Source organism: Brevibacterium sp. FAM 27836 (genome assembly GCF_051351055.1).
Lineage (GTDB): Bacteria > Actinomycetota > Actinomycetes > Actinomycetales > Brevibacteriaceae > Brevibacterium.
In genome coordinates, this window is the sequence record NZ_CP195711.1 from 3722410 (window position 1) to 3735871 (window position 13462).

The following is a 13462-nucleotide window of genomic DNA, read 5'->3' on the forward strand; positions in this document are numbered from 1 at the left end:
TTAGCTCACCCAGGAATCAGCTCACACGAGTATCAACTGCCCCAGGCTGATGCCGTATGTGCAGGGGAGACCTCTTCGCCGGGCTTGACCGGTCCGGGAGCAGTCCCGTCGCCGAAGGGTGATCCACCGAACTTCCGGTCACGGCCGTGATCGCTGAGCCAGCCGGAGAGATCCGGGCCCTTGGGCACGATCTGCGTCGGGTTCACATCCTGGTGGACGATGTAGTAGTGCTGTTTGATCTGCTCGAAATCGACGGTGTCGCCGAACCCGGGCGTCTGGTACAGGTCGCGGGCGTATCCCCAGAGGTTCTCGAACGCCGTCAGCGGCTGACGATTGCACTTGAAGTGGCCGAAGTAGACGGGGTCGAAGCGAACCAGCGTGGTGAACAGTCGCACATCCGCCTCGGTGATTGTCTCACCCATGAGGAATCGTGAACGGCTGAGCCGATCTTCGACGATGTCGAGAGCATTGAACAGACGATCGAAGGCCGCCTCGTACGCGTCCTGGGAACCGGCGAAACCGCAGCGGTAGACACCGTTGTTGATCTCCGTGTAGATGTGGCGCATCACCTTGGCCATCTCTTCCCGGGACTCCTCGGGCCAGAGGTTCGGGGCACCCTCGCGGTGGTAGTCGGACCATTGGGTGGAGAAGTCCTCGGTGATCTGCGGGAAGTCGTTGGTGACGACGGCGCCGGTGGGGATGTCGACGATGGCCGGGACGGTGATTCCGCGCGGGTAGTCCGGGTAGCGGGCGAAGAAGGCCTGCTGCAGACGTTCGATGCCCAGCACCGGGTCGACTCCGCCGGGATCGAGGTCGAACGTCCACGAGCGGGCATCATGAGTGGGCCCGGGCATGCCGATGGAGATGACGTCCTCGAGGCCGAGCAGACGGCGGACGATGATCGTGCGATTCGCCCACGGACAGGCGCGGGCGGCGACGAGGCGGTACCGACCGGGTTCGACCGGCCACTGCGCATTCGGATCGTTGAGGATGCGATCGTCGATGTAGTTCGTGTCCCGGTTGAACTCCTGCCCTTCGGTCACATAAGCGGGAGTGTGATCGGTGTCTTCGGACATGTCGTGCCCCTCCGTCGGTGTCGGTGAGTTGAGACTTCTGGCTTCAGCTTACGACCTCTCGCGGCGCATCCGGCAAGTGCGGTGTGACCGCATCCGCGTGAATGCAGAGACGGCCCGGGCGCGAACTCCTCTCAGTCCTCGCCCGGGCCGCCCCTGTGAAGCGTGACTGGTCAGTCCGCGTAGAGAGCGTCGATATCGGCGGCGAAGTCCTTGCTGACCAAATGGCGCTTGACCGACTGCTTGGCCGACAGATACCCGTTCTCCTCACTGAGCTCGACGGGCAGGATCGTGAACTTCTTGATCCCCTCAGCGCGGGAGACCGTCTTGTTCACCGAGTCCACGGCCTTCTCGATCTCGGCACGGATCGCTTCGTCGGCAGCGGCCTCGCGCAGATCCATCTGCGGCAGGTCATGGTTCTTCAGCCAGGTCGGCAGCATCTCGGAATCGAGGAAGATGAGTGCGGAGACGAACTTCCGGTTGTCTCCGACGACGACCGGCTGACCGATGATCGGGTGTCGACGGAGCCGGTCTTCGAGCGGGGCCGGGGCGATGTTCTTGCCGCTGGAGGTCACGATGATCTCCTTCTTGCGGCCATTGATCGTCAGATAGCCGTCCTCGTCGAGGGATCCGAGGTCACCGGTGCCGAACCAGCCGTCGTGGAACTCCTTGGCCGTGGCCTCCGGGTTGTTCCAGTACTCACGGAAGATCGGCACGCCCTTGGCCAGGATCTCGCCATCGGGAGCGATCGCCACCGTGACTCCCGGCAGCGGTACGCCGACGGTGCCGATCTTCGACTTGTCGGGCACATTGACGGTGATGGGGGCGGTGGTTTCGGTGAGGCCGTAGCCTTCGATGACGACGATGCCCAGACCGCGGAAGAAATGGCCCAGGTGCTCGCCGACTGGGCCGCCGCCGGAGACGGCATGAGAGACGTTGTCGCCCATGACCGCGCGCAGCTTCGAGTAGACGAGCTTGTCGAAGACGGCGTGCTGGAGCTTGAGGCTCAGCGGCACCTTGCCGGTGTCGAGCGCCTTCGAGTAGGCGACGGCGACCTGTTCGGCGCGGCGGAAGATCTTCTCCTTGCCCCCGGACTGAGCGTTGGACAAGGCGGCGTTGAAGACCTTCTCGAAGACGCGAGGCACACCGAGGATGAACGACGGGCGGAAGCTGCCCATGGCGTCGGTGAGCTTGGCGAGATCCGACTGATGGGCCAGAACCGCACCGGAGCTGATGGCCAGAACCTCGATGAAGCGTGCGAACACGTGGGCCTGCGGCAGGAACAGCAGGCAGCGCATGCCTTCGGCGAAGACGTCGGGGATCTGCGACTGCGCCGACTGCACCGTCTGCACGAAATTGCCGTGAGTGAGCACGCAGCCCTTGGACTTGCCGGTGGTGCCCGAGGTGTAGATGATCGTGGCGACCGAGTCGCCCGTGGCCTGGGACCGGGCGGACTCGAGCTGTTCATCGCTGATCCCGCGCCCGGCCTCGGCGAGCTCGGCGAAGGCGTCCGCATCCCAGACACGCAGCTCCGGCTCGGGCAGGCCGGCTGCCGCCGCTGCGGTGGTCAGACGCTTCGCATGATCGCGAGTCGAGACGAGGCCATGGGCGACATCGGCGTCCTCGAGCATCCACGCCAGCTGCTCCTCGGAGGAGGTGTCGTAGAACGGCACGGAGATTCCGCCGGCGAACCACACGGCGTAGTCGCTGAGCGTCCATTCATATGACGTGGGGCCGAAGATCGCGATCCTGTCGCCGGCTTCGACTCCCATGGCGATGAGTCCCTTGGCAGCAGCGCGCACTTCGTCGAGGAACTGCTGTGCCGGGATCTCGTCCCAACCGTCACCGTTCGGTGTGGCCACGAGCGGCCGCTGCGGTCCGTCGGCCACGGTCTTGAGGAAGATATCGGTCGTCGACGAGACGGTATCGACTTCGAATCCGGCGACGGGCGTCGTCGCCTGCGGCATTGTCGTTGGGCTCATGGGTCTCCTTCGAGGACGTAAGTTACTGCCCGGTTATCCTACCGTTCGACCGGTGCACAGTGAAATCGATCACGTTTGCTGTGATAAGTCGTCACTGAACGCTCTGTGAGCAGTCTAACCAAGTCGAATCGAGGGGTGTTCAGAGTACGATGGTCGGAACCCGCTCACGTCTGTCCAGCGAAGGAAGGTAATGACGACGAACCCTGAGGAGACCGGTTTCCGCTATGATGCGGCGCTGGCCGAGAAGATCGAGAAGTCGTGGCAGCGCACATGGGAGGAATCGGGCACGTTCCACACCCCGAACCCCACCGGAGACCTCGGCGAGCTCGCCTCCCAGGACGCCTCCTCGCCCTACAGTCCGCCGACGGATCTCAGTGAGCGCGAATCCCTCTACATCATGGACATGTTCCCCTACCCCTCTGGTGTGGGGCTGCACGTCGGCCACCCGCTGGGCTATCTGGGCACCGATGTCTACGGCCGCTACCAGCGCATGCGCGGACACAATGTCATGCACGCCCTGTCGTACGACGCCTTCGGACTGCCCGCCGACCTCTACGCCGTCCAGACCGGTCAGCACCCGCGCATCACCACCGACGCGAACATCGCGAACATGACCGAACAGCTGCGTCGTCTGGGTCTGGCCCACGATGTGCGCCGCCGCTTCGCCACGACCGACGACGAGTTCGTCAAATGGACGCAGTGGATCTTCCTGCAGATCTTCAACTCCTGGTACGACCCCGAGGCGACCACCCCCGATGGCGAGCCCAAGGGAGCGGCCCGCCCGATCGAGACTCTCATCGAACAGTTCGCCTCCGGTGCCCGTTCGACCCCGGACGGGCGCGCCTGGTCCGCTCTCAGCGGGACCGAGCAGGAAGATGTCCTGCAGGGCTACCGGCTGGCCTATGTCTCCGAGTCCCCGGTCAACTGGTGCCCGGGCCTGGGCACCGTGCTGGCCAATGAGGAAGTCACGGCCGAGGGCCTGTCCGAACGCGGGAACTATCCGGTCTTCACTCGCCGGCTGCGCCAGTGGAACATGCGCATCACCGCCTACGCCGACCGTCTCATCGACGACCTCGACGGCCTCGATTGGCCGAATGCGATCCACGCCATGCAGGTCAACTGGATCGGTCGGTCGAAGGGTGCGCTGCTGCGCCTGCCCGTGGCCGGGAAAGATGACCGGCAGATCGAGGTGTACACGACCCGTCCGGACACCCTGTTCGGTGCCACCTACCTCGTTCTCAGCCCCGAACATCCGCAGGTTGCCGAGCTCACCGCCGCGGCCTGGGACGAGTCCGTACCCGCCTCTTGGCGCGGGGGAGGGGCCACCCCCGCCGAGGCGATCGCCGCCTACCAGCGCGCCGCGGCGGCCAAGACCGACGCTGACCGGCAGCAGAGCCGGGAGAAGACCGGCATCTTCACCGGCTCCTATGCGCTCAACCCGGCGACGGGGGCCGAAGTTCCGGTGTTCATCGCCGATTACGTCCTCATGGGCTACGGCACCGGGGCGATCATGGCCGTGCCGGCCGAAGACGCCCGCGACTGGGACTTCGCGAAGACGTTCGGCCTGCCCTATATCCGCACCGTGCAGCCTCCGGCCGACCACGATGAGGACACTCCCTACACCGGCACCGGTGTGATGGTGAATTCGGCGAACGCCGAGCTCGACATCAACGGGCTCGATATCGATGCGGCCAAGGCCGCGGTGACGCGGTGGCTGGCGGACAAGGGCCTGGCCACGGAGTCGACGCAGTACCGACTGCGGGACTGGCTGTTCTCCCGGCAACGCTACTGGGGCGAACCGTTCCCGATCGTCTATGACGAGAACGGCACGCCCATCGCCCTGCCCGATGAGATGCTGCCCGTGCAGCTGCCCGAGGTCGACGACTTCGCCCCGCGCACCTACGCCGCCGATGACGCCGACAGCCGTCCGGAACCCGCGCTGAGCCGCAACCAGGACTGGGCCACGGTCGAGCTCGACCTCGGCGACGGTCTCAAGACCTATCACCGCGAGACGAACACGATGCCCAACTGGGCCGGATCCTCGTGGTACCAGCTGCGCTATGCCGATCCGCACAATGACGATCGTCTCGTCGACCCGGTCAATGAGAAGTACTGGCTGGGACCGCGGAAGTCGAAGCCGCGCGGCGGTGCCGACCTCTACGTCGGCGGTCAGGAGCATGCCGTGCTCCATCTGCTCTACGCCCGGTTCTGGCACAAGATCCTCTTCGACCTCGGGCACATCTCCTCCTCGGAGCCCTTCCACCGGTTGGTCAACCAGGGATACATCCAGGCGTATGCCTTCACCGATTCCCGCGGTGTCTACGTCCCCGCCGCCGAGGTGGAGGAGAGGACCGAGAGCAACGGCGAGCTGACGTTCTGGTACAACGGCGAGCAGGTCAACCGCGAATACGGAAAGATCGGCAAGTCGCTGAAGAACTCGGTCATGCCCGATGAGATGTACGACGCCTACGGTGCCGACACCTTCCGCGTCTACGAGATGTCGATGGGACCGCTGGAGCAGGACCGTCCGTGGGAGACTCGAGCCGTCGTCGGCGCTCACCGCTTCCTGCAGCGTGTGTGGCGACTCTTCGTCGACGAATCCACCGGCGAGTCCGTGGTCGAGGAGGGCGGCGCCGATGACGCCTCGCTCAAGGTCCTCCACCAGGTCATCGACGGAGTCCGTGACGATATGGACCATCTGCGGTTCAACACCGCGATCTCCAAGCTCATCGTGCTCACCAACCATGCGACCAAGCAGGGTGGGGCCAGCCGTGAGGTGCTGGAGCCGCTGACGGTCATGCTCGCACCCTTCGCACCGCACATGGCGGAGGAGCTGTGGCAGCGTCTCGGTCACGAATCGACGGTCACCTATGCGACCTTCCCCGAAGCGGACCCGCAGCACCTCGTCGACGACACCGTCACCTGCGTGGTGCAGGTCAAGGGCAAGGTGCGCGCCCGTCTCGAGGTCTCCCCGGACATCAGCGCCGACGACCTGGAGAAGCTGGCGCTCGAATCGCCGAATGCCGTGAAGGCGCTCGGCGGTGCGGGAGTGCGCAAGGTCATCGTGCGCGCACCGAAGCTGGTCAACATCGTTCCCGACGCCTGAGAAACGGCGCGGCCAATCGCAGGATCGAGAGTCAATGAGAGTCGAAACCGTTCAGGAGCAGATCCGTTCTCAGCTCGGAGTGAGACCGACGATCGACCCCGCCACCGAGGTGGCACGCCGGGTCGAGTTCCTCGTCGACTATGTCCTCACCACCGGTGCGAAGGGTCTCGTGCTCGGCATCAGCGGCGGCCAGGACTCCACCTTGGCCGGTCGGCTGTGTCAGCTGGCGGTGGAGGATCTGCGCCGCCGCGGTGCCGAGGCCGAATTCTGGGCGGTGCGCCTGCCCCACCATGTGCAGACCGATGAGCAGGACGCTCAGGACGCCATGTCCTTCATCGGTGCCGACCATGAGGTCGTCCTCAACATCGGTGCCGCCACGGATGCGGCCGCTGATGAGTACGAGAAGGCGACGGGCACACCGATCACGGATTTCGGCAAGGGCAATGTCAAAGCCCGGATGCGGATGATCGCACAGTTCGAGCTGGCGGGGGAGAAGCGCGCGCTCGTCGTCGGCACCGATCACGCCGCCGAGGCGGTCACCGGCTTCTTCACGAAGTTCGGTGACGGTGCGGCCGATGTCGTCCCCCTGGCCGGACTGAACAAGCGGCAGGGTCGGGCCCTGCTGGCCCACCTCGGCGCTCCCGAGCACCTCATCGTCAAGGTCCCGACGGCGGATCTGCTCGATGACGAACCCGGGCAGACCGACGAATCCTCGCTGGGTCTCAGCTACGACCAGATCGACGATTTCCTCGAAGGCAAGGAGATCGAGGCGGCGGCCGCCTCGGCGCTCATCGAGAAGTACCGGCGCTCCGAACACAAGAGGCGCACCCCGGTGGCCCCGACGGACACCTGGTGGATCCGGCACTGAGGACTTCTGCAGAACCGAGGCATCGGCGAAACATCTGACCGCCGCTGACGATTGCGTCAGCGGCGGTCAGATGTTTCCGGAGTCAGGACTCTTTGCCGTCGGGAGCTGCCGTCGGGATCCGGCAGATGCCCACTCAGTCGGTGAACGGTGGGGTTCCGGAGACGAGTCCGAGTTCGAGCGCAGTCTGGTTGAACTCCCAGCGGGAGGAGACGAATTCGTCGCTGAGGCGTTCGCCGCGGCTGCGAGCTTCCGTGTACTCGCGCCAGCCCTCGTTCCGGGCGTCACCGGGCCGGATCTCACGAGTCGTCGAATCCTCGTCCGATACCTGCGTTTCGTCCTTGACCCACAGCGACAGACCTTCTGCGGCCCGGTAGAGGTTCATGAACGCGGTGTGCGAGCGCGGATTGTCGAAACTGGTCTTCTTGAACTCTTCGCAGAACGTGTACAGGGGCTCGAGCTCGTCGACGGCGAGAGTGCCGAAGGTGGCATCGAGACGCAGCGACTGGACGAGGCCGCCTGAATCCGGGATGAGTTCGAGGATCCGTCGGGCGCGTCGCTCGTCGGGAAGCAGTTCGATCGTGTCTTCGACCGGGGTGAGACCGGGTGTGTCCATCCGTCCGCGCTCGGTGCTCAGCTGCTGGCGCAGCGCATCGATCTGCCGCTGGGACCGCCGCCATTCACCGTGGAACATCAGCAGCGCCACGATCACTGCCAGGCACAGCACGAGCCCGATGATCCACGCGGCAGGGTGCAGTGCGGGGATGGCGAAGGCCACAATGCCGAGCACGGTGAGCACCGCAAACGTCACGGCGGCCGGTGAGTTGGTGAGGAAATCCAGGAAACGCTTCACATTTCCCAGCCTACTGTTTCAACCTCCACATATCGTGCAACCGGGTGGCATATAGTGTGGTGCGAAAACGCATGCCTATTCGCAGGAGAGCTCAGCTTGAAGATTTCAGTCATCGGTTGCGGATATCTGGGCGCGGTGCATGCGGCGGCCATGGCCTCTCTGGGACATGAGGTCATCGGTGTCGACGTCGACGAAGCCAAGGTGGAGGCGCTGACCTCCGGGTGTCCGTCCTTCTTCGAACCGGGACTGAGTGAACTTCTCGTGAAGGCTCAGGACAAGGGCAGACTCGAATTCACCACCGATGCCTCCCGCGCGGCCGGTGCGCGCGTGCATTTCGTCTGTGTCGGCACTCCGCAGAAGCCCGGCGAGTTCGCCGCCGACGTCACCTTCGTCGACGCCGCCGTGGAATCCCTGCACGAGCACCTGACTCCGACATCCGTGGTTGTGGGCAAGTCGACCGTTCCCGTCGGCACGGCGGACCGACTGGCCGGTGTCATCGCCGACACGGGTGCGGCGATGATGTGGAACCCCGAGTTCCTCCGCGAAGGCCACGCCGTCGAAGACACCCTGCACCCGAACCGTCTGGTCTATGGCGTCGCGCCCGGTGCCGCCGGGCAGGAATCGGCGGCGGTCCTCGACGAGGTGTACGCGGCAATTCTTGCCGAGGACACCCCGCGCATGGTCACCGACTTCGCCACCGCCGAACTCGTCAAGACCGCGGCGAACTCATTCCTGGCCACGAAGATCTCATTCATCAACGCCATGGCCGAACTCTGCGAAGCCTCCGGTGCCGACGTCACCCAGTTGGCCGATGCCATCGGCATGGACGATCGGATCGGGCGCAAGTTCCTCAACGCCGGCCTCGGCTTCGGCGGCGGCTGCCTGCCGAAGGACATCCGCGCGTTCATGGCCCGTGCCGGTGAACTCGGCGCCGATCAGGCGGTGGCATTCCTCAAGGAGATCGACTCGATCAACATGCGTCGTCGCGTACGCATGGTCGACATCGCCCGCGACGCCCTCGGCGGGTCATTCATCGGCAAGAAGATCACGGTCCTCGGTGCGGCGTTCAAACCCGACAGCGACGATGTCCGCGATTCCCCGGCACTTGCCGTGGCCCGGCTGATCGCCACCCAAGGGGGAGTCGTCACCGTCACCGATCCGCAGGCGATCGGCAATGCCCGCATCTCGTTCCCCGAACTCAACTACGTTGCCGACACCGCGGAGGCGCTGACCGGTGCCGATGCTGTGCTGCTGCTGACCGAATGGCGCGAATACCGGGATCTCGACCCGGCGGAGACCGCGCAGCTGGTCAACGGGCACGTCCTCGTCGACGGCCGCAATGTGCTCACTCCCGCGCTCTGGCGCGAGGCCGGGTGGACGTATCGAGCTCTGGGCCGTCCATGAGGATCGGGCTGGTCACCGACTCCACGGCACAGCTGTCGCCAGCCGAATCGAAGGCGCTGGAAGAAGCCACCGACGGTCTCTTCGCTGTGGTCCCGCTGACCGTCCTCGTCGGCGGAGTCGCCTTCGCCGACGGCGAGATCGACGCCGGCCAGCTGTGCGCGAAGATGACCGCCGGCGCCGAGGTCTCGACCTCGATGGCCACCCCGGACCAATTCGCTCAGGCCTTCTCCGGTCTCCGCAGCCGCGGGGCCGAAGCCCTCATCGTCATCACCATGTCCGGTGAGCTCTCGGGAACCTGCGACTCGGCTGTCAAGGCCGCCGAAGCCGAAGACATGCTCATCGACGTCGTCGACTCCCGGTCCACCTCGGCGGGGCAGGCCGGAGCCCTGGACATCGCCGTGGCCGGCATCCGGCAGGGACTCGACGTCGAATCCATCGCCGGGACCGTCGCCGACTGGTGTGCGGGGGAGACCCGCACCTTCTTCGCCCCCGGCACCCTCGAACACCTTCGCCGAGGCGGCCGCATCGGAGCCGCGGAATCGCTGCTCGGCAGGGCCCTGCAGATCGTGCCGGTGCTCGGTCTCAATGCCGGCGTCGTCGTGCCCCTGGCTCGAGTGCGCACCCGCGCCAAGGCCCTCGAGAAGATGGTGGCGCTCAGCGTCGCCGCGGCCGATGAGCTCTCCGACTCCGGTGCGCATGTGGCCGTGGAGATCCAGCAGGCCGAAGGTGAGACCGACGATGCCGATGTCGCGACCCTGACCGACCGCCTGCGCGAGCTCGGCTTCGACACCCGGTTCCGGACGCTGTCGACAATCATCACCGCGCATGTGGGGCCCGGCACGATCGGGGTGAGCGTCCAGACGACCCCCTGAGGGTTGCAGCACCGACTCCGCCACCGAATCGTGGGGACGGGCGCCTGACTCAGGCGCCTGGGGGCTGGGGACGCAGAAGCGCCGTCCACAGGCCCTTTTCTGTGTCTCGCTCGCCGCCGGGACGCGTCCTAGCCTCGGACCATGGCTGTGTCTCCGGATGATCGATTCGCCGGGCTCCTCAACGCCAGCGCCGAGCGCGGCGGGTGGGTGCCGGGCGATGTCTTCACCGCTGACTCCGCCGGTGAAGAAGAGCCTGTGGCACCCCGGCGGGTGCGGTTGCCTGTCCTCGTCGCGGTCGCCATCGCCACGGTCGGAGTGCTCGTCCTCGGATTCTTCCTCTTCCGCCCCGCCGACCGGCACACACCGACAGCCACCGGCGAACACCCCGCAGAGCAGGCCGACGGTCGGGAAGCAGCCTCCGAACCGGTCGGGTCCTCGACGACGGCCGGGGACGATGAGTCCGGCCAGGCTGCAGCGGCGGGAACCGGCAATGGGGAGGCGGGAACCGCCTCGGCGAAGGCAGCCGGACAGGTCATCGTCCATGTCACGGGAGCCGTGAGATCACCGTCCGTGGTCACTCTCGACAGCGGGGCCCGAGTGGAGGACGCCGTCGAAGCCGCCGGCGGTCTGAAAGAGGGGGCCGACGCCGAATCGGTGAATCTGGCCCGGGTGCTCGCCGACGGCGAACAGATCCACATTCCGCAGGAAGGAGAAGAACCCGCCGGGACAGAACCGGAGTCGGCCGGCAACACCGCGGGCGCGGCCGAAGGCGCCGGCGCCGAGGCCGGAACCGGCGCAGACGGTTCCAGCGGCACCGGGCCGGACCCAGCAGGAGCAGGCGGGGCCGCCGGTGGCCCTGAAGCGGCAGGACAGGTCGATCTCAACACCGCCGACCTCACCACCCTGCAGACCCTGCCCGGGGTCGGTCCGGTCACCGCCGAGGCCATCATCAGCCATCGGCAGAGCCAACCGTTCGCAAGCGTCGAGGATCTGCTGCTCGTCAAAGGCATCGGACCGAAGACCTTCGAAAGCCTCAAAGACCTTGTCACGGTGGGCTGAACGCGCAGCGGCCGTGTCGGCCTGGCTGCGATCGCGGGTTCAACTGTGGCCGGGGTCGGTCCGGCTCCTGTGCTGCGCGGCAGGGTTGTGGACCAGTGCCCTCTTCGCCCCAGGACCCTGGGCGCTGACACTGACGCCGCTGTTCGGTGCCCTCGGGTTTCTCCTCCTGCGACGGCACCACCACCTCGGCGTGGGTCTCGTCGTCTTCGCGTGCCTGCTGACGATACAGATCACCGCCCTGACCGCCGCACGGGGACCGGACGGGAAGGACGAGAGCGTCGGCATCGTCGTCGGTCACAGCCAGCCCGGTGCCACCGGCTGGACCCGGCTGACCCTGCTCAGCGGCACCGGGTTCACCGAGGTGCTCAGCCCCGAAGCCGTCGACGACGGGGCGAAGGTGCGGATGCGCACCGAACGCCTCGACGACATCCGAACGACCGAGACCGCCCCCGAAGTGCTCATCGCACCGAATGGGACCTGGCAATGGCGTGAGCATCTGCGCACCGAGCTGCGCACGAACGCGCTGGCCGCCGGCAACGACGGAGGACGCCTCTTGCCCGGACTCGTCGTCGGGGACACCGGACCACAGGACGCGCGGATGGCCGAGGAGATGCGAGTTGTCTCGCTCACCCACATCTCAGCGGTCTCGGGCAGCAACGTCACGATCGTCAGCCTCGGAGCCGGCCTGCTCGCGGGCGCCTGCCGGGCAGGACCGCGCCTGCGTGTGAGCATCGGAGTGCTCACCTGCATCGGCTACGTCTTCATCGTCGGTTTCGAACCCAGCGCGATCCGGGCCGCCGGCATGGCCATCGCCGCGGCGCTCGTGTTCCTGCGCGGGGGAGGGATCTCACCGGTGGCGGTGATGTGCTCGACGGCGAGCCTGCTTCTGGCCTTCGTCCCGGTCCTGGCCACCTCGGTGGGGTTCGTCCTGTCCGTGGTGTCCACGGCCGCGATCATGTTCGTCGTCCCGATCCTGCTGCGCCGACTCGCCGTCCATTTCCCGCTGCTGCCGAGCGTGCTCGTCACCGCTGTCATCGTCCCGTTCGTCGCCCAACTGGCCTGCACCCCGGTGCTCGTGGCCATCGACCCGCGCATCGGGCTCTGGTCCGTGGCCGCCAACGCCCTGGCCGCGCCCGCCGTTCTTCCGGCGACCGTGGCCGGGTTCCTCAGCCTCGTGAGCTCCGGAATCGGTTCCACCGGACTGCTCGGCCCGGACCTCGTCGCGGCCGTGCTCGCCGGGCTCGGTTCTCTGCCCGCGTGGTGGATCGTCCTCATCGCCCGGTTCTGCGCGGGCCTGCCCGGAGCGGCTCTCGACTGGCCGGTCCCACCCTGGGGGACCCTGCTGGCTGTGGGGCTGCTCGGGATCGCCGCGGTGGGGACCTGGCTGCTCGTGCATCGTCGCCTATGGGGTCTGCCGGTCCTCGTCCTGTGCCTCGTCCTCACCGCCGCCGTCGTCATCAGTGTGCGGTCGAAACCTCCCGCCGCCGACTGGCTCGTCCTCGTCTGCGATGTCGGGCAGGGATCCGGAGCGGTCATCAACCTCGGCGATGGTCGGGGGCTCGTCGTCGACACCGGCAAGGAATCCGAACCCATCGACATCTGCCTCGACGAGTCCGGGGTCGAAGAGTTCGACCTGCTCATCTCCCACTTCGACGCCGACCACTTCGCCGGGTACGCGGGAACGACCTGGGGGAGGCAGATCGACCGGCTCTTCGTGTCCGCGAACGTCGCCGACTCGGCCGAGGCCAAGCGGATGGTCGCCGACACCGGCGCCGAGGTGGTCCCGACCCATCGCGGGCAGACGCTGAGCTTCGGTGCGATTACGGCGCAGGTGCTGTGGCCGCCTCGGCGGGAAGTGCCTGCTGGAGAGGACGAGGAGCTGCGCAATGAGGACTCGCTGGTCGTGCGCATCGAGCAGGAGGGGCTGAGCACTCTGCTGCCCGGGGACGTGGGGGCCGAGGAGCAGTTCGTGCTCGCGCAGAGTGTGCAGCCGGTCGATGTGCTCATCGCCCCGCACCACGGTTCGTCCGATCTGGCGACGGAGTTCTTCACCGCTGCACACCCGCGCCTGGGCGTCGTGTCCGTCGGGGAGAACAGCTACGGGCACCCCACCGGCAGATCGCTGCGGGCTTTCGGACCCGTGCCGGTGCTGCGGACCGACCATTGCGGGTCGGTCGCCCTCTATGCCGAAGGACGGTTCAGCACGGGCCGCGGCTGCCCGGAGAGCCCGGGATGAGAAGGAGCGGAC

At 66.5% G+C, this 13462-nt stretch carries 9 protein-coding genes; 6 read left to right on the top strand and 3 right to left on the bottom strand.

The window, feature by feature from the left end:
* Window positions 1-32: 32 nt before the first annotated feature.
* Together ACSE4D_RS16585 and ACSE4D_RS16590 are read right to left on the bottom strand one after the other, a co-directional pair.
* Entirely contained in the window at window positions 33-1076 is a 1044-nt protein-coding gene (locus ACSE4D_RS16585; protein ID WP_436326314.1) for a glutathione S-transferase family protein, read from the bottom strand.
* A gap of 170 nt (window positions 1077-1246) precedes the next feature.
* A complete protein-coding gene (locus ACSE4D_RS16590) occupies window positions 1247-3055 on the bottom strand; it encodes an AMP-dependent synthetase/ligase (RefSeq protein WP_436326315.1) in 1809 nt (602 codons plus the stop codon).
* Between the two features lie 190 nt (window positions 3056-3245).
* Here ACSE4D_RS16590 and leuS point away from each other — a divergent pair, with 190 nt between their 5' ends.
* Window positions 3246-6161, top strand: coding sequence for a leucine--tRNA ligase (leuS, locus tag ACSE4D_RS16595; protein WP_436326316.1), 2916 nt, complete (start codon window positions 3246-3248; stop codon window positions 6159-6161).
* Window positions 6162-6195: 34 nt separating this feature from the next.
* Window positions 6196-7029 (top strand): ammonia-dependent NAD(+) synthetase, encoded by an 834-nt coding sequence (nadE, locus tag ACSE4D_RS16600; RefSeq protein ID WP_425119562.1) that lies wholly within the window; start codon window positions 6196-6198, stop codon window positions 7027-7029.
* 133 nt (window positions 7030-7162) lie between these two features.
* Here the strand turns inward: nadE and ACSE4D_RS16605 are convergent, their stop codons facing one another.
* Complete coding sequence (locus ACSE4D_RS16605; RefSeq protein ID WP_425119561.1) at window positions 7163-7879, bottom strand: hypothetical protein; 717 nt, start codon at window positions 7877-7879, stop codon at window positions 7163-7165.
* Between the two features lie 96 nt (window positions 7880-7975).
* On the opposite strand from ACSE4D_RS16605, the gene ACSE4D_RS16610 reads away from it, so the two are divergent.
* The 4 genes from ACSE4D_RS16610 to ACSE4D_RS16625 all read left to right on the top strand — a co-directional run bounded on the left by ACSE4D_RS16610 (window position 7976) and on the right by ACSE4D_RS16625 (window position 13450).
* Entirely contained in the window at window positions 7976-9283 is a 1308-nt protein-coding gene (locus ACSE4D_RS16610) for a UDP-glucose dehydrogenase family protein (RefSeq protein ID WP_425119560.1), read from the top strand.
* Complete coding sequence (locus tag ACSE4D_RS16615) at window positions 9280-10155, top strand: DegV family protein (protein WP_425119558.1); 876 nt, start codon at window positions 9280-9282, stop codon at window positions 10153-10155. Before ACSE4D_RS16610 ends, ACSE4D_RS16615 begins: the two co-directional genes overlap by 4 nt.
* A 141-nt stretch (window positions 10156-10296) precedes the next feature.
* Window positions 10297-11214, top strand: a complete 918-nt coding sequence (locus tag ACSE4D_RS16620; protein WP_135541157.1) for a helix-hairpin-helix domain-containing protein — start codon at window positions 10297-10299, stop codon at window positions 11212-11214.
* Window positions 11215-11299: 85 nt separating this feature from the next.
* A complete protein-coding gene (locus ACSE4D_RS16625) occupies window positions 11300-13450 on the top strand; it encodes a ComEC/Rec2 family competence protein (RefSeq protein WP_436326317.1) in 2151 nt (716 codons plus the stop codon).
* Window positions 13451-13462 lie beyond the last annotated feature (12 nt).